This window comes from Arthrobacter sp. TJ-265 (assembly GCF_058269135.1).
This window is the reverse complement of sequence record NZ_JBZCND010000003.1, coordinates 366581-391567: the sequence shown is the minus strand read 5'-3', so window position 1 is coordinate 391567 and position 24987 is coordinate 366581. Positions and strand designations below refer to the sequence as shown.

15 protein-coding genes and 2 tRNA genes are annotated in these 24987 nt (G+C 69.7%); 10 read left to right on the top strand and 7 right to left on the bottom strand.

The genetic code is table 11. The annotated features are described in order from the left end of the window. The first annotated feature begins 57 nt into the window (after window positions 1-57). Entirely contained in the window at window positions 58-1065 is a 1008-nt protein-coding gene (locus AC4D2E_RS13435) for an ABC transporter ATP-binding protein (RefSeq protein WP_490911164.1), read from the top strand. Between the two features lie 32 nt (window positions 1066-1097). After that, window positions 1098-1871 carry a hypothetical protein gene (locus AC4D2E_RS13430; protein ID WP_104166978.1) on the top strand — a complete coding sequence of 258 codons (774 nt, stop codon included), beginning with the start codon at window positions 1098-1100 and terminating at the stop codon, window positions 1869-1871. A gap of 68 nt (window positions 1872-1939) precedes the next feature. Here the strand turns inward: AC4D2E_RS13430 and AC4D2E_RS13425 are convergent, their stop codons facing one another. From AC4D2E_RS13425 to AC4D2E_RS13415, 3 genes are all read right to left on the bottom strand, one after another. Then, window positions 1940-2149, bottom strand: coding sequence for a YbdD/YjiX family protein (locus AC4D2E_RS13425; RefSeq protein WP_104166980.1), 210 nt, complete (start codon window positions 2147-2149; stop codon window positions 1940-1942). Continuing rightward, entirely contained in the window at window positions 2149-4425 is a 2277-nt protein-coding gene (locus tag AC4D2E_RS13420; RefSeq protein ID WP_104166982.1) for a carbon starvation CstA family protein, read from the bottom strand. Before AC4D2E_RS13420 ends, AC4D2E_RS13425 begins: the two co-directional genes overlap by 1 nt. A gap of 196 nt (window positions 4426-4621) precedes the next feature. After that, window positions 4622-5599: an NAD(P)H-quinone oxidoreductase gene (locus AC4D2E_RS13415; protein ID WP_490952929.1), complete on the bottom strand. Its 978-nt coding sequence runs from the start codon at window positions 5597-5599 to the stop codon at window positions 4622-4624. A gap of 63 nt (window positions 5600-5662) precedes the next feature. Between AC4D2E_RS13415 and AC4D2E_RS13410 the strand changes: the two genes are divergently transcribed. After that, window positions 5663-5750, top strand: a tRNA-Ser gene (locus tag AC4D2E_RS13410). A 107-nt stretch (window positions 5751-5857) separates the two neighbouring features. Here the strand turns inward: AC4D2E_RS13410 and AC4D2E_RS13405 are convergent. Further along, window positions 5858-7291, bottom strand: a complete 1434-nt coding sequence (locus AC4D2E_RS13405; protein WP_490952928.1) for a DUF2252 domain-containing protein — start codon at window positions 7289-7291, stop codon at window positions 5858-5860. A 303-nt stretch (window positions 7292-7594) separates the two neighbouring features. On the opposite strand from AC4D2E_RS13405, the gene AC4D2E_RS13400 reads away from it, so the two are divergent. From AC4D2E_RS13400 to AC4D2E_RS13390, 3 genes are all read left to right on the top strand, one after another. Beyond that, the gene (locus AC4D2E_RS13400; RefSeq protein WP_490952927.1) at window positions 7595-9190 is read left to right on the top strand and encodes an MFS transporter; all 1596 of its coding nucleotides are present in this window, start codon (window positions 7595-7597) and stop codon (window positions 9188-9190) included. 130 nt (window positions 9191-9320) lie between these two features. Beyond that, window positions 9321-9893, top strand: a complete 573-nt coding sequence (locus tag AC4D2E_RS13395) for a septum formation family protein (RefSeq protein ID WP_490952926.1) — start codon at window positions 9321-9323, stop codon at window positions 9891-9893. A gap of 220 nt (window positions 9894-10113) precedes the next feature. Beyond that, window positions 10114-14706, top strand: a complete 4593-nt coding sequence (locus tag AC4D2E_RS13390) for an ExeM/NucH family extracellular endonuclease (RefSeq protein WP_490952925.1) — start codon at window positions 10114-10116, stop codon at window positions 14704-14706. Window positions 14707-14851: 145 nt separating this feature from the next. Here the strand turns inward: AC4D2E_RS13390 and AC4D2E_RS13385 are convergent, their stop codons facing one another. Continuing rightward, window positions 14852-16915, bottom strand: a complete 2064-nt coding sequence (locus tag AC4D2E_RS13385) for an FAD/NAD(P)-binding protein (protein WP_490952924.1) — start codon at window positions 16913-16915, stop codon at window positions 14852-14854. Between the two features lie 89 nt (window positions 16916-17004). Between AC4D2E_RS13385 and AC4D2E_RS13380 the strand changes: the two genes are divergently transcribed. The 3 genes from AC4D2E_RS13380 to AC4D2E_RS13370 all read left to right on the top strand — a co-directional run bounded on the left by AC4D2E_RS13380 (window position 17005) and on the right by AC4D2E_RS13370 (window position 19928). Continuing rightward, window positions 17005-19092 (top strand): prolyl oligopeptidase family serine peptidase, encoded by a 2088-nt coding sequence (locus AC4D2E_RS13380; RefSeq protein ID WP_490952923.1) that lies wholly within the window; start codon window positions 17005-17007, stop codon window positions 19090-19092. Window positions 19093-19198: 106 nt separating this feature from the next. After that, a tRNA-Ser gene (locus AC4D2E_RS13375) sits at window positions 19199-19286 on the top strand. Window positions 19287-19415: 129 nt separating this feature from the next. Further along, window positions 19416-19928: a helix-turn-helix domain-containing protein gene (locus tag AC4D2E_RS13370; RefSeq protein ID WP_490911174.1), complete on the top strand. Its 513-nt coding sequence runs from the start codon at window positions 19416-19418 to the stop codon at window positions 19926-19928. Between the two features lie 42 nt (window positions 19929-19970). Here the strand turns inward: AC4D2E_RS13370 and AC4D2E_RS13365 are convergent, their stop codons facing one another. Beyond that, on the bottom strand, window positions 19971-21035 hold the full coding sequence (locus AC4D2E_RS13365) for a hypothetical protein (RefSeq protein ID WP_490952922.1): 1065 nt from the start codon (window positions 21033-21035) through the stop codon (window positions 19971-19973). A gap of 288 nt (window positions 21036-21323) precedes the next feature. Beyond that, window positions 21324-23438 carry a RecQ family ATP-dependent DNA helicase gene (locus tag AC4D2E_RS13360; protein ID WP_490952921.1) on the bottom strand — a complete coding sequence of 705 codons (2115 nt, stop codon included), beginning with the start codon at window positions 23436-23438 and terminating at the stop codon, window positions 21324-21326. 48 nt (window positions 23439-23486) lie between these two features. Between AC4D2E_RS13360 and AC4D2E_RS13355 the strand changes: the two genes are divergently transcribed. Further along, window positions 23487-24938 (top strand): phosphomannomutase/phosphoglucomutase, encoded by a 1452-nt coding sequence (locus AC4D2E_RS13355; RefSeq protein ID WP_104166996.1) that lies wholly within the window; start codon window positions 23487-23489, stop codon window positions 24936-24938. The last annotated feature ends 49 nt before the right edge of the window (window positions 24939-24987 follow it).

Sequence of the window (24987 nt, the reverse complement as noted above, 5' to 3'; positions counted from 1 at the left end):
TGAGGTCATGACGGACGGCCACTGACACGTGCCGGCGCGGCTGGCGAGGATTGACCCATGACCACATCACCCAGCACCCAGGCATCCCCGTCCAGGCAGGGCCGGCGGGCCGCGTCCGAGGCACCCGCCGACACCATCGCGGTCTCGGCCGAGGGCCTGCGCTGCGCCTACGGCTCATTCGAGGCCGTGCGCGGCATCGACCTGTCCATCAGGAACGGGGAGTTCTTCGCGCTTCTCGGCACCAACGGCGCAGGCAAGACCACCACCATGGAGACACTCGAGGGGCACCGCCGTGCCTCCTCCGGCAGCGTGTCGGTCCTGGGTGGCGACCCCTACAGCGACAGGGCCTCGATCCGCCCCCGCCTCGGCATCATGCTGCAGGAAGCCGGGTTCGCCGACGACCTCACGGTCGAGGAGACCTGCCGCCTCTGGCTCCGGCTTTCGTCGGCCCATCCGCGGACCGGGAGCCAGGCGGAGGTGATCGCGAGCGGACTGGAGGTCCTCGACCTCGCGGCGAAGGCGACCACCCGGGTCAAGATGCTCTCGGGCGGTCAGCGGCGGCGCCTCGACCTCCTCCTCGCGACGGCGAACGAACCGGACCTCCTGTTCCTCGACGAACCCACCACGGGCCTCGACCCGGAATCCCGGGAACGGACGTGGGAGCTCGTCCGGGGCCTGAACGACGCCGGGACCACGGTGGTCCTCACGACCCACTACCTCGAGGAGGCCGAGAGCTACGCGGACCGGCTCGCCATCATGCACGACGGTCGGATCGCCGTGGAGGGCACCCTTCCGGAGGTGCTGCGGCGCGAGCCGTCGGTCATCTCCTTCGAGGTGGATGCGTCCGTCGACGTCCTGCAGCTCGGCGGCCTCGGGCTGTCCCCCGACTTCACCCCTACCCCTGCCCGGACCCGGGTGACCGTGCCGTCCCTGGACCTCCAGCAGGACCTCTGGAGGGTCCTGTCGTGGGCGGAGGGGGACGGCGTCCGCCTCGACCGCCTGTCCGCGTCGGAGGCCTCCCTCGCCGCGGTCTTCCGCCGGGTCAGCCTCGGCGACACCGCCTAGCTCCCGATCCAACAGTCCGACAGGAGAAAACCATGACCACCCTCGCAGAGGCCCACTCGACGCCCCGCGGTCCTTCCGCCGCCGGCCGCATCACGTCCATCGCACTCATGGAGCTGCGCATCATCTTCCGCAACAAGACGGTGCTCCTCGGCGCCGTCCTCATGCCGATCGCCATGGCCGTGTACTTCTTCTACTTCGGTGCGGAGCAGATGGTCGGGCCCTCGGCCACCGCCGTCATGGCGGGATTGACCCTCATGATCGTCGCCCTGCTCGGCGTCTACCTGACCGCGACGACGACGATCGCGACGCGGCGCGAGGAGCTCTTCCTGAAGCGGCTGCGCAGCGGTGAGTCCTCCGACACCGTCATCTGGCTCGGCATGCTGGCACCGATCGTCGCCCTCGTCGCCGGGCAGCTCGCGATCATCGCCGTCGGCTTCGGGGTGGCGGGGATGGACGCCCCGGCACGGCCGCTCGTGGTGCTCGGCGCCGTACTCGGGTTCCTCGCCCTCTGTGCGACCGCCGGCATGCTGACCAGCATCTACACGCCCTCCGCGGCGGCCGCCCAGATCACCACCCTCCCCTTCCTCGCGGTCGTCATCGGCACCTTCTTCTGGACCGCCTTCGACGACGGTTTCGAGGCCGTGTCCCGGCTGACCCCGGGCGGCGCGCTGCAGAACCTGCTGATGGCGGGGTGGGGCGCCACCGAGCTGGACCTGACGGTGGCCGGTGCCGCCGCCGCCCTCCTGGCATGGATCGCGCTTCCCTACCTGGCCGCCGCGAAGCGCTTCCGGTGGGAGAAGCGCTGACCTCCCGGGGACGACGAAGCCCGACGCCGATCCTCCGGCGTCGGGCTTCTTCGTGCATGAGGTGCCGACTAGCAGCAGCGACCCTCCGGGTTGGCGTCCTGGCGGTCCGTCTTGTCCCGCCAGAACTCCCGCTCGGTCATGGGTCGGCCACCGGCGTGCGTGCGCTCGTGGTGGTCGAGGTACGCCTGGTAGGCGTTCTCCCCCATGATGCCCTTGAACAGCCAGGCCAGCTCCCGTGCGGTGTCGCGCACCCGGGTGAGGCTGTGCGGCACGGTCATCAGTGGCCCGTCCTCGCCGGACGCTTGCCGGGTTCGAGGGCCGCCCACTGGGCCTCCAGGTCCTTCTCGGCGGGGGTGGCGATCAGGCCGGCCGGCGCGAAGACACGCGAGGCCACGGGAGCATCCTCGGCATCCGCCCCGCCACCGTGCCGGTAGGCCTTGATGGTGGCGATGATCGAGGTGGTGATGACGATGATGGCCAGCACCACGAAGACGATCGACAGTGTGCCCTGGATGAAGGTGTTGCGGACCACAGCCTCCATGGCTGCGACGGTCTGCGCTGCGCCGAAGCTCTCCTCCCCCGCCGCGAGCGCGTCGCGGAACGCCCTGTGCTGTGCCCAGTAGCCGATGGCCGGGACCGGCGAGAAGATCTTCAGGAACGACGCCGTGATGGTCACCACGGCGGCGAACGCCAGCGGCAGGGCGGGGATCCACAGGAACTTGAAGTACCCGCGCTTCGCGCAGATCGCCATGCAGACCGCGAGCGCGATCGCCGCCAGGAGCTGGTTCGCGATGCCGAACAGCGGGAACAGCGTGTTGATGCCGCCCAGCGGGTCCGTGACGCCCATGATGAGGATCGCCCCCCAGCCGGCCACCATGATCGCGGTGCAGATCCACGCCCCGGTACGCCAGGAGGTGTCGCGGAAGCGGGGCACGAAGTTGCCGATGCTGTCCTGCAGCATGAACCGCGCCACGCGGGTACCGGCGTCGACCGCCGTGAGGATGAACAGGGCCTCGAACATGATCGCGAAGTGGTACCAGAACGCCATCATCCCCGCGCCGCCGAAGACGCCCTGCATGATCTGGGCGATGCCGACGGCCAGGGTCGGGGCGCCACCCGTGCGGGAGACGATCGACTCCTCACCGACGTTGGAGGCCATGGTGCTGAGCGCCTCGGGAGTCAGGCTGACGCCGGTCAGGCCGAGGCCGTTGACGAACGCGACCGCACCCTCGATGGTGCCGCCCGTCGCTGCCGCCGAGGAGTTCATGGCGAAGTAGATGCCGCGGTCGATCGACAGCGCCGCGACGAGGGCCATGATCGCCACGAAGGACTCCATGAGCATGCCGCCGTAGCCGATGAAGCGCGTCTGGCGCTCCTTCTCGATCATCTTCGGCGTGGTACCGGAGGCGATCAGGGCGTGGAACCCGGAGAGAGCACCGCAGGCGATGGTGACGAAGAGGAACGGGAACAGCGTGCCCGCGACGACCGGGCCCTGCCCCGAGCTCGCGTACTCGGTGACCGCGGGGACACTGATCTCGGGACGCGTGACGACGATCGCGACCGCGAGCATGATGATCGTGCCGATCTTCATGAAGGTGGAGAGGTAGTCGCGCGGGGCGAGCAGGAGCCAGACCGGCAGGACGGCGGCGATGAAGCCGTAGATGATGATGCCCCAGGCGATGGTGATGCGGTCGAGCGTGAAGAGCTCGACGCCCCACGCCGTCTCGGAGATCCAGCCACCGCCGATGATGGCGAGCAGCAGCAGCACGAACCCGATCACGGACACCTCGGTGACCTTGCCGGGCCGGAGGTAGCGCAGGTAGACGCCCATGAACAGGGCGATCGGGATGGTCATCGAGACGGAGAAGACGCCCCACGGGCTCTCGCCCAGGGCGTTCACGACGACGAGGGCGAGGATCGCGACGATGATGATCATGATCGCGAGGGTGGCGATGAGCGCCGCCGTGCCGCCGATGATGCCGAGTTCCTCGCGCGCCATCTGGCCGAGCGAGCGGCCGCCCCGGCGCATGGAGAAGAACATCACGAGGTAGTCCTGCACCGCGCCCGCGAAGATCACGCCGATGATGATCCACAGGGTCCCGGGAAGGTAGCCCATCTGCGCGGCGAGCACCGGGCCCACGAGGGGGCCGGCTCCGGCGATGGCGGCGAAGTGGTGGCCGTAGAGGACGCGGCGGTCGGTGGCGGCGTAGTCCTTGCCGTCGGCCTTGTACTCGGCGGGGGTCGCACGACGGTCGTCCGGCTTCAGCAGGTTCCGCTCGATGAACTTCGAGTAGAACCGGTAGGCGATCAGATACGTGCAGACCGCCGCGAAGACGAACCAGATGGCGTTGACGGTCTCTCCGCGGACGATCGCGAGGATGGTCCAGGAAACACCGCCGAGGAGGGCGATGCCCACCCACAGGGCGATCTTCGCCGGCGTCCACCGGCGGTCTTCTGCTTCAGCCCGCTGCGGGTCGACGGCGACCGGCGGCAGGTTCGGGTCCGTCACCAGCACGTCGGCGTGCCGGTGGGACCCGTTCTGCTTCTTACTCATGTTGCTCCTCGAAGGCGAGAGTGTGATGCACACGAAGGTAGCAACTTAGTGAGGCGTACATCACAGCGCAAGCCCTTCGAGCCGTGGGTTGCGCCGAACGCGCCCGGACCTGCGGCGAGTGGGCGGCGCTTCCCGCCACTTCCCGGCGCTTCCAGCCGCCTCCGGTGCCGAACCCGGCCCGTGGGAACCAGCGATCCTAGGTCATGGTCATGGTCAGCAGGACCTTGCCGGTGTGCTCCCCGGAGTCGAAGTAGGTGTGCGCGTCCGCGACCTCCGCGAGCGGGAAGCTCCGGTCCACGAAGGGCCGCACCGCTCCGGACGCCACGAGCGGCCAGACGTGCTCCTGCACAGCGCGCATGATCGCGGCCTTCTCCGCGACGGGACGGGACCGCAGCGTGGTGCCGGCCACGCTCGCACGCTTGCCCATCAGCGCCGCGAGGTCGAGTTCCGCCTTCGCCCCGCCCTGCAGCCCGATCACCACGAGCCGCCCGCCCGTGGCGAGCGCATCGATGTTGCGCGGCAGGTATCCCGCGCCGACGACGTCGAGGATGACGTCCACGCCCCGACCGTCCGTTGCCGCCCGGACCTCCGCGACGAAGTCCTGGTCCCGGTAGTTGATCAGGGATCCCACGCCCAGGGACCGGGCGACGTCGAGCTTGGCGGCCGATCCCGCCGTGACGTGCGGGACCGCACCGAGGGCGAGGACCACCTGGATCGCCATCAGGCCGATCCCGCCGGACGCCCCGTGGATCAGGACGTGGTCACCGGCCTCGAGTCCGGCCTGCACGAGATTGGACCAGACGGTCGCGGCGGTCTCGGGGAGCGCGGCGGCCTCCACGAGGCCCACGCCCGCCGGCGCCAGGATCACCTGCCCCGCCGGCACGGCGACCTGGTCGGCGTATCCGCCGCCGGCCAGCAGTGCGACGACGGCGTCCCCGACCGCGAAGCCGGACTCGCCCGGGTCCGCCACGTGCCCCGAGACCTCCAGCCCCGGGACGGCGGACGCCCCGGCGGGCGGAGGGTAGAAGCCGCGCCGCTGCTGCACATCGGCGCGGTTGAGGCCCGCGGCGAGGACGTCGATGAGCACCTCGCCGGCGGCCCGCACCGGTGCGGAGACCTCCTGCACCGAGAGCACCTCCGGCCCACCAGCCCCCTCGATCACGACTGCGCGCACACCGACCTCCACTCTCTCCCGGGTATTTGGGCGTCACCTGCCCCGCATGAAACACTAACGGCGGGAAGGTTGTCCGAGCGGCCGAAGGAGCTGGTCTTGAAAACCAGTGGGCGGTTACCCCGTCTCAAGGGTTCGAATCCCTTACCTTCCGCGAGAGCGCCGCACCTGCGCTGACACGAGGCCGGTCGGGCCGATCGAAGGATCGGCTCGATCGGCCTCTGTCGTTGCGCAGGCCTTCTCGCGGGCCGGACGGTATGCCTATACGGCGTCGGATGCCTCCAGGCGGCCCGAACGGACCGCCTTCGCGAAGGCCTCGTAGTCGCGCTCGTTCTGATCGGCGTAGCGCTGTGAGAAGTCGGTGATGGAGCGGTCGAATTTGTCGCTCTTCCCGAGGTAGGCGGAGATCGCGATCGGGTCGCCGGAGCGGGCGTGCGCCCGGGCCAGGGTCCAGCCGCAGGCGTCGGCGTAGAAGGTCAGGGCGAGCGGTCTCATCTCCTCGACGACGGCCGAGCCCTTCATGTCGCGCAGTTGGCGCCAGTACAGGTACCGGTTGTCCTGTACACCCTTGGTCCATCCCAGGAAGATGTCGCTCGCGGCCTGCATCATCCGCTGCCCCTGCACCACGCGCTCGCCCGGCTGCTTGAACCGGCTCTTCGGCAAGTGGTCCTCGAGCACCGACCTCGTGGCCTCCTTGACCTGCAGGAACAGGGGATCCTGCTGGTCGCGGCCCTGCAGCAGGGCGATGAACGCCCGCGTGCCGACGCTGCCGACCCCCACGACCTTCCGGGCGACGTCGACGACCTCGAAGCGTTCCAGCAGCTGGCGCCGGTCGGCGGGCAGGGTGGCACGGTAGGACCGCAACTGCTTACGGATGGCGGGTCCCACCTCGTCGGGCGACATACCGTACACCTCGCCCAGCTCCCGCACCGGGATGACGATCGGTGGCTGACTGACGATCCGGTACTTCCCGTCCACGAGCTCGGCAAGTTTGGACAGTGCGTGCAGGCTGTCCCGGGCGCGGGCCTTGTCGACGTTCCGTCGAGCCGCCTTCGCCCCGCTCTCAGCCTTCTTCAGGGCCTTGCCCTTCTGGGTACCCACGGCCAGGTCCATGGCTTCCATCAGCCGCTCCTCGGAGAAACGGGCGTACCAGATGTCCAGCGTGCGCATCTGCGCGAACCCCGCCATCGCCTCGCGGTAGGCCCGCACGGCCGTGAGCGTCACGTCGCGCACCTCCTCCGCGGTGAACGCGTTGTTCCGTGCCGCGATCGTGAAACTCGCGGCCATGCGCTTGACGTCGTACTCGAACGGTCCCGGAAGGGTCTCGTCGAAGTCGTTCAGGTCGAACAGCAGGTTCCGCTCCGGCGAGGCGAAGACGCCGAAGTTGGACAGGTGGGCGTCACCGCACAGCTGGGAGACCAGGCCCGCCCGCGGAGTGTCCTTCAGGTCGGCGGCCATGATCCTGGCCGCACCCCGGTAGAACGTGAACGGTGAGCCCATCATCCGCCCGTGCCGCACCGGCAGGAGATCCTGGTCGCGGGTGAGGTTCTGTTCCTCGAGCAGCGCTACCGGATCCGGGCGGTCGGACGAGGGGACCCATCCCTTGTGGCCGGAAACCGGCGACTTCTCCCGGCATGCCTTGCCCCTCGCAGCACGTTCCTCGGCACTCCTGTGCTTGACCTTGGTCTCGGCCATGATCGGTGGCCTCCCTCTTCCGTCAGGGAACCGGCACCGGGGGTCCGGGGGGCGGTCCGTGCTCAGCGCGCGAACGCGCCCTGTCTTGGTGTTCCACGGCGAACCCGGCGGAATGACGAGTGCGCCGCCGGTCACGGTAGTGCTCACGATCGTCGTGTACCTCCTCCGCAGGGGGTGACCACGCGGACCGCTCGGCCATCGCCGTCGGGTGGGGCTTTGTCCTCTGGCCGGACCGCCCGGAGGGCGGAAGACTTGTCCGGGCCCCTACGCCATCCCGAATCCCGCGAGTCGAGCAGGTACCTGATGAGCCTTCCGAGCAGAGGCGGCGTCCAGACGGCGCCGTTCAACCAGCGACTCGCCCTGCTGCTGGCGACGGCGATGTTCGTCCTGGTCGTCGACACGTCGATCATGAACGTCTCGATCTCCGCGGTGGTGGACGACATCGGAGCGACCGTCAGCGGGCTGCAGTCGACGATCGCCCTCGAGGCACTGGTCTCGGCGGCCTTCATCCTGATCGGCGGCAAGATCGGCGACCTGATCGGCCGGAAGCGCGCCTACGTGATCGGGCTGTGCTGCTACGCCATCGGCGCCGTGGCAATGACCCTGGCCCAGAGCCTCCTCCCGATCATCATCTTCTGGGCCCTGATCGGCGGCCTGGGTGCCTCGCTCCTCCTCCCCGCCATGCAGTCCCTCATCCATGGCAACTTCGAAGGAGACGCCCAGAAGCGGGTCTACGCCCTGGTCGGCGCCTCGGCAGCGATCGCCGCCGCCGTCGGGCCTCTGCTCGGCGGCTTCATCACCACGTTCCTGTCCTGGCGCGTCGCCTTCCTGCTCGAGGCCCTCCTCATCGTGGTCGTCCTCTCGGGGATCAGGCTGGTCCGCGACGTCCCGTACACGGGTCCCCGGGAACTGGATGTCGTCGGATCGATCCTGTCCATCGTGGGCATGGGCGGAGTGGTACTCGGCATCCTGGTGTGGCAGGAGGGCGGCGAATCGGTGGGAGCGCTCCTGACGGTGGGCGTCGTGGGACTGGGCAGCCTGGTCTACTGGCTCGTCCAGCGCAAACGCCACAGCAAGCCGACGCTGCTGGACCCGGACCTGTTCCAGGCGAAGACCTTCCGCTTCGGCGCCACCGGCCAGATGCTCCAGCAGATCGCCCTGGGGGGCACGATGATCGTGCTGCCCATCTACCTGCAGATGGTGCTCGGCTACAACGCGATGGAGTCAGGGCTGTCGATCGCCCCGCTCTCCCTCACCATGTTCGCCGTCGCCCTGCTGGTCGGGAAGAAATCCGGCGCGCGACGCCCGGCGGGTCTCATACGGTGGGGCTTCCTGCTGCTGCTCGTGGGTCTGGCACTGCTGGTCCCGGTCGTGCCGCGCGCGGACTCCGGCTGGTGGCTCCTGATCCCGCTGGTCATCGCCGGTGGCGGGCTCGGACTGCTGGTGTCCCAGCTCAACAACTACACCCTGTCCCCCATTTCGGACGAGCGGGTCAGTGAGGCCGCCAGCGTGAATTCGGCCGCGGGATCCTTCGGTCTGTCGTTCGGGCTCGCCTTCGCCGGCGGGATCATGCTGGCGTCGCTCTCCACCATCTTCATCGGCATGGCGACCTCCAGCACCGTCCTCCCGTCCGCCGAGCAGCAGCAGGTGGCGACGGCCCTCGAAGAGGACGCCCAGGTGGTGAGCAACACCCAGCTCGAGGAGATCCTCGTGGGCCAGCCGGAGGAGATCCAGGACGAGATCATCCGCATCAACACGGAGGCACGGCCCCTTGCCCTCCAGATCGCCCTGTTCGTCCCTATCCTCGCCGGGCTCGCAGGGCTCGTCACATCCTTCCGTATGATGCGGATCCCCGACCCCAAGCCTGCCGGTACCGGCGGGGGGAGCGTCCTGGGCTGAGTCCCCGACCGCCGGGTCGGGCCGTCGCGCCTCGACAGCGGCCTCCGCCGTGGTGCCCCGCGCCGTCGTGCGGTACTGTCCCGAGGAGCAGCAGCCGCGCCACGAATGCGTGGCCTGGGACAGGGGTTCTATGGGTAGCCGGCAGGGCGGACGGGCGTCGCGGCGCCGTCGGGGTGCAGCGGTGTCGGTCCTGGCGTCGGTCGCGACGACCGCCCTGATCGCAGGGTGCAGCGTCTTCGGGTCGGAGGAGCCGGAGCGCCGACCCGGCTCCACCGGGACGGCCGAGACCCCCACGACGGAGCCGGAGCGCCGCGCGGGCTCCGCCGGGACGGCCGAGACCCCCACGGCGACCTCCCCGATCGCCGTGGGTGATTGCATCGATGATCCCGGCATGGAGGACCACTCGGACATCGCCGTGATCCCGTGCGATGAACAGCACGTGTTCGAGGCCTTCGCCACCACGCAGATGCCCGAGGGCGAGTATCCCGGCCAGGGCGGGGCCAACACCGCGGCCACCGACTTCTGCGCCGAGGAGTTCAAGAGCTTCATCGGCGTGGACTACGACACCTCCGTCCTCGAACTGCTCTATTTCTATCCCGTCGAGGAGAGCTGGGACGCCGAGGGCGACCGGGAGATCCTGTGCTTCGTCGCGGAACAGGAGGAGACGCCGGTGACAGGAACGCTGCGAGATGCGGGTCGATAGCACCATTCGTCCATGGATGACGGCCAGAGGCCCCGGATCTTCCGGGGCCTCTGGTGTTTTAGTAACCCGTTGTTAACGATCTTCTGGTTGGCTACTCCTGGGGATAGGAATGTCACCTGCGTCACATACGGTGCACATGCCAACACGTCCACCCACCACGGGTCGGCGGGCTTCACTCGCGGCCGCTGTCGCGGCCATCGTCAAGGAGAAGAAAGAACGAATGGCTAATTCGTCATGGAAGGGAGCGCTCTGTGCGGCGCTGTCGGTAGGGCTCATGGCCTCACCGATGATCGCACTGCCGGCCAACGCGGTCGAGACACCCCCGGGTACGGCGTCCGTCACAGGAGACGGCGTCATCATCAACGAGGCGTATCTCACGGGCGGTTCTTCGGGAACACCCCTCAGCAACAAGTATGTGGAGCTCTACAACCCGACCGACGCTCCGGTGAGCCTCGACGGCTGGTCGCTGCAGTACCGCGCACCGGGCTCCACCGCCACACCCGGTGCCACCGTGCTCCGCGGCACCATCCCGGCCAAGGGCTACTTCCTGATCCAGGGCGGCAGCAACGGTGCGAACGGCGCGGCCCTGCCCGCCCCTGACCTCACCAGCGGCTTCAATCCCGGCGCGCCGGGCGGCGTGATCATCCTGGCGAACCAGACCACCAGTGTCGGGGTCCTGCCGCTGGGCAGCATCGTGGGCACGCCCGGCGTCGTCGACGCCCTGGGTTACGGCACGGCGAACGCCTTCGAGGGCACCGCCGCCGCCACACCGGGCGCGGGCAGCACGAAGTCCGCCAACCGCACCGGATTCGTGGACACGGACAACAACGGCGCCGACTTCACGCTGCAGGACACCACGCCGATGAACGCGACCGGCCAGGCCGGCACGCCCACCCCGACGCCGACCCCGACGCCGACGCCGACGCCGACCGACCCCCCGGTGCCGGGCGTCGTCACCCCCATCCGTGACATCCAGGGCTCCGGCTCCGCCACACCCCTGGCCGGACAGACCGTCACCACGCGCGGGAAGGTCACCGCGGCCTACCCGACGGGCGGCTTCGCGGGCTTCTACCTCCAGGCCGCCGGCAGCTCGGCAGCCGCCGACCAGACCGCCTCGGACGCCATCTTCGTCTACTCCCCCGCAACCGTCGGCTCCGTCGCCGTGGGCGACTACGTAGAGGTCACCGGCATCGCCGGCGAGTTCTTCAACCTGACGCAGCTCACCGTCGCCGCAGGCGGCACGGTCAAGCTCACCGAGCCCGCCGAGGAAGCGAAGGCCTCCGCCATCGCGCTCCCCGCCACGGATGCCGCGCGTGAAGCCGTGGAGGGCATGCTCTTCCAGCCCTCCGAGGCCTTCACCGTGGCCGACAACTACGCCCTGAACCAGTACGGCGAAGTCACCCTCGCGGCCGGGGCCGAGCGCCTCCGCCAGCCGACCGACGTCGCACGCCCCGGCACGCCCGAGAACGCTGCGGTCATCGCCGACAACGCCGCCCGGAGCATCAGGCTCGACGACGGTGCGTCCACCAACTTCTTCACCCAGGTCAACCGCGGCGAGGTGCTGCCGTACCTCACGCCGTCGCAGCCCGTCCGCGTCGGCTACAGCGCGCAGTTCACCTCCCCGGTGGTCCTCGACTACCGCAACAGCGCCTGGAAGTTCCAGCCGCTGGCCGAACTCGACGGCGCCCGCCCGGACGGCGTCCAGCCCGTGCAGTTCGCCGGCGAGCGCCCTGCCGCCCCCGAGGAGGTCGGCGGGAACGTCAAGATCGCCTCGTTCAACGTGCTGAACTACTTCGCGACCACCGGTGAGCAGCTCACGGGCTGCACCTACAACACGGACCGCGCGGGGAACCCCATCACGGTGAGAGGCGGATGCGACGCCCGCGGCGCCGCGAACCAGGAGAGCTTCGAGCGCCAGGAGGCGAAGATCGTCTCGGCGATCAACGCACTCGACGCCGACGTCGTCACCCTCATGGAGATCGAGAACTCGGCGAAGTTCGGCAAGGATCGCGACTTCGCCCTCAAGGCCCTCACCGACGCGCTCAACGAGCAGGCGCCGGGCACCTGGGACTACGTCCGCTCCCCCGCGGCCCTGCCGGCGCTGGAGAACGAGGACGTCATCCGCACGGCCCTGATCTACAAGCCGGCCACAGCCGAGCCCGTGGGCGAGTCCGTCATCCTCGACGACAACGTGGTGTTCACCAACGCGCGCAAGCCCCTGGCGCAGGCCTTCAAGCCCGTCGGCGGGACCGAGGACGAGACCTTCCTCGCCATCGTCAACCACTTCAAGTCCAAGGGATCCGGTCCGAGCTCGGGCACCAACGCCGACACCGGTGACGGCCAGGGCGCCTGGAACGCCGCGCGCGTGGACCAGGCCCGGGCCCTCGTCGCATTCGCCGATTCCATGAAGACGACGGCGAAGACGGACAAGGTCTTCCTGACCGGCGACTTCAACTCCTACACGCAGGAGGACCCCATGCAGGTCCTCTACGAGGCGGGATACGTCAACCAGGCCGAGAAGGACGACAGCTTCTCCTACGTCTTCTCGGGCCTCAGCGGCTCCCTCGACCACATCCTGGCGTCGCCGACGGCGGACGCCACGGTGTCCGGGGTGGACACGTGGAACATCAACTCCGTCGAGTCGGTGGCCCTCGAGTACAGCCGGTACAACAACAACGTCACCGACTACTACCAGGCGGATCCGTACCGCGCCAGCGACCACGACCCCGTGGTGGTCGGCCTGAACCTCGCACCGGCCGATACCACCGCGGAACTCAACCTGCTGAACATCAACGACTTCCACGGTCGCATCGACTCCAACACGGTGCGCTTCGCCGGGACCGTCGAGAAGCTCCGTGCCGAGTTCGGCGATGAGAAGACGGCCTTCCTCTCGGCCGGTGACAACATCGGCGCGTCCCTGTTCGCTTCGGCGCTGCAGGACGACCAGCCGACGATCGACGTCCTGAACACCCTGGAACTCCGCGCATCCGCCGTGGGCAACCACGAGTTCGACAAGGGCTTCGGCGATCTGACCGGCCGTGTCGCCGATGCCGCGGACTTCCCGTACCTGGGCGCCAACGTGTACACCAAGGGCACCACCGAGCCCGCCCTCGACGAGTACTCGATCATCACCGTCGACGGCGTCGACATCGCGGTGATCGGTGTGGTCACCGAGGAGACCGCGTCACTCGTCAGCCCCGGCGGCATCGCGACCGTCGACTTCGGGGATCCTGTCGAGGCGGTCAACCGCGTCGCGCAGGAGATCGAAGCACAGGACCTCGCCGACGTCATCGTCGCCGAGTACCACGAGGGTGCCGGGGACGGCGCCGTCGAGGGTGCAACCCTGGAGCAGGAAGTCGCAGCAGGTGGCGTGTTCGCCGAGATCGTCACGGAGACGACGCCCCTCGTGGACGCCATCTTCACCGGCCACACGCACAAGCAGTACGCGTGGGACGCCCCCGTCCCCGGCGCCGCAGGCGAGACCCGGCCCATCCTCCAGACCGGGTCCTACGGCGAGTTCGTCGGCCAGATCACGCTGACCGTCGACACCACGACGGGCGACGTCGCGTCCTACACGGCCCGCAACGTCGCACGCTCCACCGAGACGGATGCAGCCCTCGTCGCGGCCTACCCGCGCGTCGCCGCGGTGAAGACCATCGTCGATGCGGCCCTCGCGCAGGCGAAGGTCATCGGCGACCAGCCGGTCGGTGCGGTCACCGGGGACATCACCACGGCCTTCACGGGTGCAACCCGTGACGACCGCGCCAACGAGTCCACGCTGGGCAACCTCGTCGCCGACTCCCTGCGGGCCAGCCTCGCACCGGCCGAACGCGGCGGTGCGCAGATCGGCGTCGTCAACCCGGGCGGGCTCCGCAACGAGCTCTACTACGCTCCGGACGGCGCCGTGACGTTCGCCGAGGCGAATGCGGTCCTGCCGTTCGTCAACGACCTCTGGACCACCACCCTGACCGGTGCGCAGTTCAAGGCCATGCTCGAGCAGCAGTGGCAGCCGGACGGCAACACGCGGTCCTTCCTGGCCCTCGGCCTGTCGGACAACGTGAGTGTCACCTACGACCCGGCCCTCGCCCGGGGTTCGAGGATCACCTCGGTGACGATCGACGGAGCACCGCTCGATCCGGCCAAGGACTACCGGATCGGCACGTTCAGCTTCCTGGCGCAGGGTGGCGACAACTTCACCGTCTTCCGTGAGGGCACCGACACCCGCGAATCGGGACTCGTGGACCGTGACGCGTGGATCGACTACGTGCGCGCCAACAGCCCGCTGTCGCCGTCGTTCGACCGCCGCAGCGTGCAGGTGCAGGGTGCCCCGACCACGGTGAAGGCCGGTGACGCCGTCTCCTTCACGGTGTCGAAGCTGGATCTCACCTCACTCGGCAGCCCGACCAACACCACGCTGGCCGCGAGCTTCGTGGCTGCGGACGGCACGGTCACCGAGCTGGGCAGTGTCCCGGTCACGGCCGGCAGCGCCACGGTGAACCTCACCGTTCCCGCAACGGCAAGCGGACAGGGGCGCATCGTCCTGACGGCCGCTCCGAGCGCGACGACCGTGACCCTGCCGGTCACCGTCGAGGCCGTCACCCCGACGGAACCGCCCGTGCCGCCCGCACCGGAGAAGCCGGAGAAGCCGGTCAAGCCCGTCAAGCCGGAGAAGCCCGTCAAGCCCGTCAAGCCGATCAAGCCCGGCAAGCCGGCCTGCTCCGAACCGACGGCACCGGCCGAGGGCGCGAACAACGGCAGCTGGGTCAGCTACCGCGCGCACCTGGCGAACTACGACCGCTGCCTCAAGGGCTAGGTCGGCCGCCGGTCGCCCGCGACCGGTCGGAGATGACAGAGGGACCCCCGCCGGTTCGATACGGGCGGGGTCCCTCTGTCGTTCGACGTGCCGGGTGCGGACTCCGTTGTCCGTCCGGCCTTCCGCCCCTGATCGGAGGCGGGCGTCAGCCCGCCGCCGACGCGTCAGCTGGGGTCCAGGCCTCGTTCAGCTCGGCCCCGGAGCGCCGCTCGCCCGACGACGGAACCACACGCGGTGTCCGCGTCGACGCCCGGTCCAAGACGGCGCCCGCGATCGTGTCGGCGTCGAGCAGGGTCCTGCTGCCCGCCTCCAGCGCCGCGCCGGCGTGGGCGGCGATCGCCGTGCCCCACTGCACGGACGTGAGCTGGAGGCCGATGACGAAGAGGGATTCCTGCTCCCGGCCGGATCGGTCGACGGCCCGGTACGGCGGCGGGGTGACATCCAGCCCGTCGGAGGTGACGGGGGTTCCGGTCTCCCCCATGAACGTCGCCGGCCGGACGATCCCCTGCTGCAGCATCTGGCGCATCAGCGGGGAGAGGCTCGTGGACACCCGGTTCGCCGGCATCATCGCCTCGACGAGATAGTGCGCCGTGAACGAGTCCCCCGAGACCCACGGTGAGGCAGCCCGGAACAGACCGGCCTCCGGGTCGAAACCGAATCCGGGGTTGGGCCCGACGAAACGGACGATCCCGGCCCGGACGAGCGCCGCGAGCTGTGCGATGCGCAGCGGGGGCGGGCCGCTCGCAAGGCCCTCGACCAGCGGCTCGAACCACCCGCGCAGCTCCGCGTTCCAGGACGAGACGGAGATCCCGCCGTCCGCCACGGCCTGCTTGATCACCGTGCGCCCGGCATTCAGGGCACCGATCGCCATCTTGAGCGGGTCGTCCTCGCCCTTCGCCGACCCCGCGGCATCCGCGTCGAGGTAGGCGAGCACCGTCGCGGTGAAGGCTGCACCGTCCGCGAAGCGACGTCCGGCGAAGGGGTGGGCGAGGGCTTCGACGTCGAGCCTCAGCTCCACCGGCACGGCCCGCGCGACGGCCTCCCCGGCGGCGGCCTCCCAGCCCGGTCCGTCGCTCACGAGGGCAGCATCGAGTCCGGCGAGGAACGTATCGGGCGGCGTGAGGAGCGCAGCAGGCGCGGTGCGGCTGAGGGTCGAGTAGTAGGTCCAGAGCACGTCGCGGTGCAGGAGGGGCCAGAGGTCGTGGTCGAATCCCGGCTGGACGCCGGACGCCCGGAACGCGAGGGCGTGTTCGGGGGTGCAGAAACGCAGCACGACGCTGCGCGGGAAGTACGAGTCGAGGGACGCCTTCGCACGGTAGGGGACGCCGCGTCTCGACCCGGCCACGAGGCGGGGCTCCTTCCCGGACGGCGCGTAGACGAGCCGACCGTCGTCCTCGCTGGAGAACCGGCCGCCGCGACCCTCCGTCAGCTGGATCATGGCGTCGAAGAAGTTGAGCCCGAGTCCGCGGACCAGGACGGTCTTCCCCGCCGGAAGGCGGTTCCAGGCGACGTCGGCCGGGACTGCGGGCGGCCAGTACTGCAGTCCGTGCCGCGCCGCGGCGTCCTGGAGCCGGCCCTGGTCCGGGGTCAGGGTCGCCGCGAGATGGCCGAGTGCCAGGACGACGTCGTCGGCATCGAACTGCGACCCGTCGTCGAGGGTGATCCGCCACTCCCGGCCACCGCGTCCGGCGGAAGCGTCGCGGTGTCGAGCCGCCGCGCTGTGGTCGAGGCCGACCGCCTCGTTGCGGTGATGGACCACTGCGACACCCGGCGGCGCCGTCCGAACCACCTCGGTGAACACCCAGGCGAGGTACCGGCCGTAGAGCGCCCTGCTCGGGAAGTCCCGCGAGGCGAGTCCCCTGCATTCCGCCACGTCGTCGCCGTCGAGCCCCTGGACGAGGCCGGCGACCACACGCTCGCGCCACGCGTCGAAGGACAGCCCCACGGACGACTCCGGGATGCTCGCGGCCGGCGCCCCGACCGGCACCACCGTCGGATACAGGCAGGGCGTGTTCATCAGGAAGAGCCGTGACTGGTCCGGGCGCCAGACGTGCCCCGGTCCGGGGTCGTGCGGTTCGACGACGCGGATGACCAGCGCGGGAGCGGACGCCCCGAGGGCCCGATGTCCGGCGATCAGCCGCTCGACCACGGAGGTGCCGCGAGGGCCACCACCGATGACGGCCACCTGTCGTGCGTCCTGATTCTCCACCTTGCAAGAGTATCCAACGTGGCGCCTGCGCCGGTCCGCCGGGATGCCGGGCTTGGTGACGCTTCCAGGTCCCTGCATAGGATGGGCGCATGACGCTGCACACGGATGACCCCGCCATGACGGACGACCCCTTCCTCTGGCTGGAGGACATCTACGGCGAGCGCCAGCTCGACTGGGTGCGCGCCGAGAATGCCCTGACGGAGGATGCGCTGGTCACCCCGGACTTCGGGGTCCGCGAGCGCGGGATCCTCGAAGTGCTCGACTCCACCGACCGCATCCCGATGGTGGGCAAGCACGGCGACTTCTACTACAACTTCTGGCGCGACGCCGCGCACCGGCAGGGCATCTGGCGTCGCACGACCTGGGAGAGCTATGCCTCAGACGACCCGCAGTGGGAGCTCCTCCTCGACGTCGATGCCCTGAGTGCCGCCGAGGGCACGGACTGGGTCTGGGGTGGCGCGCTCTTCCTGCGCCCCGCGGACGGCGAACCCCACGGGCGGGTCCTCGTGGTGCTCTCCCCCGACGGAGGCGACGCCGCACGGTACCGCGAGTTCGACCTCGACACCCTGGCCTTCGTGGACGGCGGGTTCGACATCCCGGCGGCCAAGAGCCGCATCACGTGGGCGGGGCCGGACACCCTGTATGTCGGCACCGACTTCGGGCCCGGCTCCATGACATCGAGTTCCTACCCCCGGACCGTCCGCACCCTGCAGCGCGGCGGCAGCCTGGACGACGCCGACGAGTACTTCGGCGTGGACGAGGACCACATGATGGCCCTCGTCCTGCACGATTCCACTCCCGGCTTCGTGCGCGATGTCGCCGTCGACACCATCGACTTCTACACGCGCCGCACCTACCTCCGGCGGGACGGGTCGTGGCGGCTGATCGAGGTGCCGGAGGACGCGAGTATCTCCCTGCACCGCGAATGGCTGATCGTGCGCCCCCGCACGGACTGGACCGTCGACGGCAGCACGCACGCCGCCGGGTCGCTGCTCGTCATCGGGTTCGAGGCGTTCCTCGCCGGCGGGCGCTCCTTCGCCACCGTGTTCGCCCCTGACGCGTCGACGTCCCTGCAGTCCTGGAGCTGGACCCGGGACTACCTGCTGTTGAACCTGCTGCGCGACGTCTCCTCAGAGATCCGCATCCTCGACCCCGCGCAGGGCTGGGCGGCGGAACTCCTCGACGCCTGCCCGCCGCTGCACTCCGTGGACGCCTACGCCGTCGACGACGAGGACGACGACGCCGGCAACGACTACTGGCTGATCGCCACCGGCTTCCTCACACCCTCGACGCTCTACCGCGGGACCATCGGCGGGGACCACACCGCCGTCAAGTCGTCGCCGTCGTACTTCGACGAGGACCGCTACGCGGTCGAGCAGCACTTCGCGGTCTCCGACGACGGCACGCGGGTCCCGTACTTCCAGATTGCCGCGAAGAACCTGGTGCTCGACGGCGGGAACCCCACCCTGCTCTCCGGGTACGGCGGCTTCGAGCACTCCATGACGCCCGCCTACAGCGGCGTGATCGGCCGCGGCTGGCTGGACCGCGTCACCGACGACGGCCGCGCCGGTGTCTACGTGCTGGCGAACATCCGCGGCGGCGGCGAGTACGGACCCGCGTGGCACCGCGCAGCCCTGCACGCCGATCGGCACCGCGCGTACGAGGACTTCGCGGCGATCGCCGAGGACCTGGTGCAGCGCGGCGTGACGGCGCCGGCCCTGCTGGGCTGCACCGGTCGGAGCAACGGCGGCCTCCTCGTGGGCAACATGCTCACCGCCTACCCGCACCTGTTCGGCGCCGTCTCCTGCGGTGTCCCGCTGCTGGACATGCGCCGGTACACGAAGCTCTCCGCCGGGTACTCGTGGATCGCCGAGTACGGCGACCCGGACAAGCCCGAGGAGTGGGAGTACGTCCGGACGTTCTCGCCCTACCACCTGCTGCGCGACGACGTGGCCTACCCGAAGACCCTGATCTGGACGGCGACGAGCGATGACCGCGTGGGGCCTGTCCAGGCCCGCAAGATGGCCGCGAGGATGAAGGACCTCGGCGTCGGGAACGTCTGGTTCCACGAGGCGCTCGAGGGCGGGCATGCGGGTGCGGCGGACAACCGGCAGGCCGCAAGGATGCACGCCATGAGCTTCGAGTTCCTCTGGCGGGCCCTGACCGGCTCCCTCTGACCGGCGGCGATCCGCCCGCCCCGCTTCCTGCCCACCCGGGCCTGGGCGCCTGTTTTGCTTGTGCCGACACCTTCCGGGTAGCCTTGGGACGCTAGCGATAGCCGATGGAGACGTGCCAGAGCGGCCGAATGGGCTTCACTGCTAATGAAGTGTGGGCCTAAAGCCTACCGGGGGTTCAAATCCCCCCGTCTCCGCTGGAAGAGCCCCTAGAAATAGGGGCTCTTTTTTGTGACCTTCCCGTAGGATCGAAAATCCTTCCCGTGGCGCTCGGATTAGTGCGCAAACCCCGTAGACAAGCTTCACTACCGGGGTAATGTCAGGGAATGACAACGAAGAAGGAAACGATCAGACACCTGGGTCGACTGATTAGTCAGGGTCTGCAAGACGCGGGACTCACACAGGCTATGGCAGCGGAGAAGTTGGGGACGTCGAGGCGTTCAGTGAGCAACTGGGCTGCGGGTGACTCGTGGCCGACCGCGAAAGTCCGAGCACAGCTTGAGCAGATCCTGGGGTGGAAGGAGCACTCGTTGCAGGAGGCGTTGGCCTCGTCCCTTGGTGAGCATGGGATTCCGTTGACGACGTTCACTGACGCTCATATGAGGGGTAAGGGTGCGTCCGAGACGTGGCCGCAGGCGAGTACGGAGGCGTTGGTGTCTGAGCTGTTGCGCCGCTTTCACCGGCAGGAGGACAGGATTACGAAGTTGCAGCGTGAGTTGGCGTTGGTAAAGGAGGAGGTGCTCGCTCAGCCTGACTCTTCATTGGCCGCGCATCGCACGGGGCCGTCGATGATCGCCCTGTGGCGGGCGGAGGCCGAGGGTGAGAGCCGTACCGTCTAGGAATTGCCGCCGGGGTGACGCGGGCCCGTCGGCGTCCGGACCCTACGGTGCTGGCCGGGGACGGAGCGCGCCGACGGTTGTCCCGTTCTCCGGTCGGACGGCGTCCCGTGTCCGGGGGCCCGCCAGCAGGAGCACCAGGGCCACGAGGTAGGCCACCAGGATGGGTGGCTCGTTGGGGTCAGCGGCTGTGGCACCCGGGATGCCGGCTCGGGACTGGAAGGCGAGTTGAGCCATATAGCTGAGCTGCTGCAGCGTGCCGGAGGCCAGGAGGGTCCCGCCCAGGAGGTAGCCCCACGGTTGCTGCCGCCACAGCTGGACCGCAGCGAGCAGGTAGGCCGGCACGATCAGGACGAGGTCTGCGGCGTAGGACAGGTGCAGGCCGGAGGCAGGCTGGACGAGAAGGCCCTCCGACGGGACTGTCTCCGTCAGGGCGAACCGGGACGCGTAGTACGTCCAGATGCCACCCAGCCCCAGGCCCAGCAGACCCAGGACGATCGCGGCTGCCCGGGCGGGGAGGCGGTGCCGGAACCGCCGGGCCAACTCCTCCTGGTCCGCGCTGCCCAGGGCGAGGGCGAGGGCGTAGACGGCCATGGCCAGGACGGCCGCATGGAGCAGGAAGGAGGCGGTGAATCCCAGACCGAACACGAACAGCGTGTAGGTGTAGAGGGTATAGGCCAACGCCCCGGTCCAGAGGATCCAGCCCCGCAATGATCCCCGGGTGGCCAGCCACAACGATCCCACAAGCGCCGGCACGGCCACGGTGAGGGTCACAGCGTCCATGCCGCGGAACATCGCCACCACCGACGGCGGCTCCTGATACAGGCCACGCACCGTCAGACCCATCAGGCTGGACGCCAGCAACAGAGCGGCGATGGCAGCGGTCAGCAACCGAGGAATCCGCCCGGGGCGGACAGGCACGATGCTGTGTGGCTGGTCGGCAGAGGCCGGTGCCCGTCCGCGGTCACGGCCGGTGTCGTCGCTCGCATGCACCGGCCGGGCACGCGAGCGAGCCCGCCGCGCGAACGCAGCCGCCTTGGCGGCCGCCCTGCGGCACAGGGCGATCACGCGTCGTGCCAGGGATTCTTCGGCGAGGGGAGGAACGCTCATGCGGATCAGACTCCTGATGCAGGCAACGGCACGACGAGCGCGAGGTCCACGGTGATGGACCGGCGGGGCAGACACCAGCATCACCGGCGTCCGCCGCGCCGGGCAGGGCCCAATGTCCCGAACCGCACCCGACACCCCGGATGCCCCCGGCGCTACACCCAGCCCAGCCGACACCTCAGCGCCAACAGCAGCGCCCGGGATGCCCCGCAGCAGCCCTGAGTGTCAACGCTCCCCCGGCCCCGCCGACGCCCAAGGGCTGCTGCATCCAGCCCCGCCGACACCCCGGAGCTACGCCTTGAGCGCCAGTGCGAACGGCAGCACCCCGGACGCCCCGGCAGCGCGCAGCGCCCGCCCGGCCTCCGTGATGGTCCACCGGCTGTCCGCGAAGTCGTCGACGAGCAGCACCGGCCCGGGGTTCGCCGCGAACCATGCGGCGCCCTCGTCAGGGACGGCGAAGTGATCCCACACGGAGGCGAGCCGGAACGCGCTGTTGCCGCCGGGCTGCCCCTGCGGAAACCCGTGCGGCGTGGTCAGCTGCCCGAGATAGGGGATGCGGCCCACACCGGCGAGCGCCTGCGCCAGGGACCCGACGAGCTGGGGACGCCGCCGGGAGGGGATGCTGACGACGGCCACGGGCCGCTCCTCCCAACCCCACTGGGCCAGCACGCGCACGACGGCTTCGACGACCGCCGGATCGAGCGGGGCGTCGGGTGTCGCGTCCGCCAGGAGTTCGCGGAGCCTGTTGCCCCAGCCGAGGTCGGTGAGGCGTGCGAGGGCGCAACCCGGAAGGCTGACCTCGCCCGGTTTCAGCTTCCCCTTGAGTGGCACACCGAGCTTGTCCATGCCGGAGGGCCACTGGCCGCGGGGCTCGAGCTCCACGCCGACCCTGCTGAGGGCCTGGTTCGCGGAGTCGGATGCCTCGCGGGCCACCTCGTCCGAGTACCAGGGGCCGGCGCAGTTGTCGCAGCGGCCGCAGGGGGTGGCGGCGGGGTCGTCGAGGGACCGCGAGAGGAACTCCATGCGGCAGGCCGTGGTGTTCTCGTAGTCGAGCATCGCCTTCTGTTCCACGACGCGCGCCTCGCTGATGCGGCGGTACCGCTCGGCGTCGTATTCCCAGGTCGCCCCGGTGCCCTCCCACCCGCCGGTGACCTTGCGGACCGCGCCGTCGACGTCGAGCACCTTGAGCAGCAGCTCGAGCGGCGAGCGCTTCAGGTTCACCCGGGTCTCGAGTGCGGGAGTGGACAGGACGACACCGGGCTGGAGGGCGTCGATCACCCGGAGCGCGGCGTCCTGGGACGGCATCGAGGCGGTGGCGAAGTACTCCCAGATGTCGCGGTCCTCTGCGCCGGGCAGCAGCAGGACGTCCGCGTTCGGCGTCCCGCGCCCGGCGCGGCCGACCTGCTGGTAGTAGGCGACCGGGGACGAGGGCGCCCCGAGGTGCACCACGAACCCGAGGTCGGGCTTGTCGAAGCCCATACCCAGGGCGCTCGTGGCCACCAGGGCCTTCACCTCGTTGTTCTTGAGGGCTGCCTCGGCGGCCTCGCGGTCGGCCGGATCCGTGCGCCCGGTATAGGCCCGGACCGCGTGACCGTTCTCCCGGAGGAGACGCGCGGTGTCCTCGGCGGCGGAGACCGTGAGGGCGTAGATGATGCCGCTCCCCGGCAGGTCCGAGAGGTGGGTGAGAAGCCAGGCGAGACGCGATCGCGGACTCGGCAGGCGCAGCACCCCGAGCCGCAGGGACTTCCGGGCGAGCTCCCCGCGCAGCGTGAAGACGTCGGTGCCGCCCGCTCCCAGCTGCTCCTCGACATCCTTCACCACGCGCGAGTTGGCGGTCGCGGTCGTGGCGAGCACGGGCACCCCGGCGGGCAGCCCCATGATCAGCTCACGCAGGCGCCGGTAATCCGGCCGGAAGTCGTGCCCCCAGTCGGAGATGCAGTGGGCCTCGTCGATCACGAGCAGGCCCGTCCGCCGCATGAGTTCCGGCAGGTGCTGCTCGCGGAAGGACGGGTTGTTGAGGCGCTCGGGGGAGACGAGGAGGACATCCACCTCGTCGGCCTGCAGCTTCGCGGTGATGTCCTGCCACTCGGTCTGGTTGGCCGAGTTGATGGCCTGCGCCCGGACACCGGCCCTGGCCGCGGCCGCGACCTGGTCCCGCATGAGCGCGAGGAGCGGCGAGACGATCAGGGTGGGCCCCGCGCCGCGCGCACGCAGGAGCAGGCTCGCGACGAAGTACACCGCCGACTTGCCCCACCCGGTGCGCTGGACCACCAGCGCGCGTCGGCCGCCCTCCACGAGGGCCTCGATGGCCTCGAACTGTCCGTCGTGGAACCGTGCGTCCGGCGACCCGACGAGGGTAGTCAGGATATCGGTGGCTTGCTCGTTCAGCGTGGTGGTCGGCGACATCTCCCCAGTATCCCAGCCGCCTCCCCCACTCCCCGCGGTGCAACCGCTATGTGTACAGCTGTCGCTCCGGCACCAGCCGATACACTTCCAGACGTGACTACAACCTTCGATCTCTCTGCATCCTTCAAGGCCTACGACGTCCGCGGCATCGTCGGTGAGACCATCACCGCCGACTCGGTCCGGGCGGTCGGAGCAGCCTTCGTCGACTCGCTCGAGCTGTCCGGTGAGACCATCCTCGTCGGCGGAGACATGCGGCCGTCGTCGCCCGAGTTCTCGAAGGCGTTCGCCGAGGGTGCCACCCGCCGCGGGGCGAACGTGGTCTACCTCGACCTCATCTCCACCGACGAGCTCTACTACGCCAGCGGTACCCTGAATGCGGCCGGTGTGACGTTCACCGCCAGCCACAACCCGGCCCAGTACAACGGGATGAAGATGACGCGCCCCGGTGCCGTCCCCGTGTCCTCGGAGACGGGCCTCAACGACGTCCAGGAGCGTGCCGAACGCTACCTCGCAGACGGCTCGATCCCCGCCGCCGCGGTGCAGGGCACCACCGGCGTGCGCGACGTCCTCGAGGAGTACTCGCGGTTCCTGCGCACCCAGGTGGACCTCTCGTCGTCGCGCCCGCTCAAGCTGGTGGTGGACGCCGGCAACGGCATGGCGGGCCTGACCACCCCCGCCGTCCTCGGCGACAAGATCCTGCCCGCCCTGCCGTTCGAGATCGTGCCCCTCTACTTCGAGCTCGACGGCTCCTTCCCCAACCACCCGGCCAACCCGCTCGAGCCGGAGAACCTCCGCGACCTGCAGGCCGCCGTCGTCGAGCACGGCGCGGACATCGGGATCGCGTTCGACGGCGACGCCGACCGCTGCTTCATCATCGACGAGCTCGGCCAGCCCGTCTCACCCAGCGCCATCACCGCGATGGTCGCCCGCCGCGAGATCGCCCGTGCGCAGGCCGCCGGCGAGGCCGAACCCGTGATCATCCACAACCTCATCACCTCCCGCGCGGTGCCGGAACTGATCAGGCACGACGGCGGCCGTCCGGTCCGCACGCGCGTGGGCCACTCCTTCATCAAGGCCGTCATGGCGAAGGAGGGCGCCGTGTTCGGCGGCGAGCACTCCGCCCACTACTACTTCCGGGACTTCTGGAACGCGGACACAGGGATGCTCGCCGCGATGCACGTCCTCGCGGCCCTGGGCGAGCAGGACGGACCGCTCTCGGAGCTGGGCCGCGAATACGAGCCCTACTTCTCCTCGGGCGAAGTCAACTCTAAGGTCGAGGACCTCACGGCGTCCATCGCCCGGGCGCGCGCCGAGTTCGAGCAGGACGGCGTCGTCGTCGACGACCTCGACGGACTGACCTTCACCCCGGACCACGGGAACTGGTGGTTCAACCTGCGCCCCTCGAACACCGAGCCGTACCTCCGGCTCAACGCCGAGGCCGTGGATCCCCGGACGCTCCAGGACCTCGTGCAGCGCGTCCTCGGGGTCATTCGCGACTGACCCTCCGCGCGGTACCGGCCGGGAGCGCACGTATGGCGGGTCCCATCAC

Bases quoted from the DNA above. Each gene is read 5' to 3' on its own strand.
- AC4D2E_RS13435 (WP_490911164.1), top strand. From the start codon at position 58: ATGACCACATCACCCAGCACCCAGGCATCCCCGTCCAGGCAGGGCCGG.
- AC4D2E_RS13430 (WP_104166978.1), top strand. From the start codon at position 1,098: ATGACCACCCTCGCAGAGGCCCACTCGACGCCCCGCGGTCCTTCCGCC.
- AC4D2E_RS13425 (WP_104166980.1), bottom strand. From the start codon at position 2,149: ATGACCGTGCCGCACAGCCTCACCCGGGTGCGCGACACCGCACGGGAG.
- AC4D2E_RS13420 (WP_104166982.1), bottom strand. From the start codon at position 4,425: ATGAGTAAGAAGCAGAACGGGTCCCACCGGCACGCCGACGTGCTGGTG.
- AC4D2E_RS13405 (WP_490952928.1), bottom strand. From the start codon at position 7,291: ATGGCCGAGACCAAGGTCAAGCACAGGAGTGCCGAGGAACGTGCTGCG.
- AC4D2E_RS13400 (WP_490952927.1), top strand. From the start codon at position 7,595: ATGAGCCTTCCGAGCAGAGGCGGCGTCCAGACGGCGCCGTTCAACCAG.
- AC4D2E_RS13395 (WP_490952926.1), top strand. From the start codon at position 9,321: ATGGGTAGCCGGCAGGGCGGACGGGCGTCGCGGCGCCGTCGGGGTGCA.
- AC4D2E_RS13390 (WP_490952925.1), top strand. From the start codon at position 10,114: ATGGCTAATTCGTCATGGAAGGGAGCGCTCTGTGCGGCGCTGTCGGTA.
- AC4D2E_RS13380 (WP_490952923.1), top strand. From the start codon at position 17,005: ATGACGCTGCACACGGATGACCCCGCCATGACGGACGACCCCTTCCTC.
- AC4D2E_RS13370 (WP_490911174.1), top strand. From the start codon at position 19,416: ATGACAACGAAGAAGGAAACGATCAGACACCTGGGTCGACTGATTAGT.
- AC4D2E_RS13365 (WP_490952922.1), bottom strand. From the start codon at position 21,035: ATGAGCGTTCCTCCCCTCGCCGAAGAATCCCTGGCACGACGCGTGATC.
- AC4D2E_RS13360 (WP_490952921.1), bottom strand. From the start codon at position 23,438: ATGTCGCCGACCACCACGCTGAACGAGCAAGCCACCGATATCCTGACT.
- AC4D2E_RS13355 (WP_104166996.1), top strand. From the start codon at position 23,487: ATGTGTACAGCTGTCGCTCCGGCACCAGCCGATACACTTCCAGACGTG.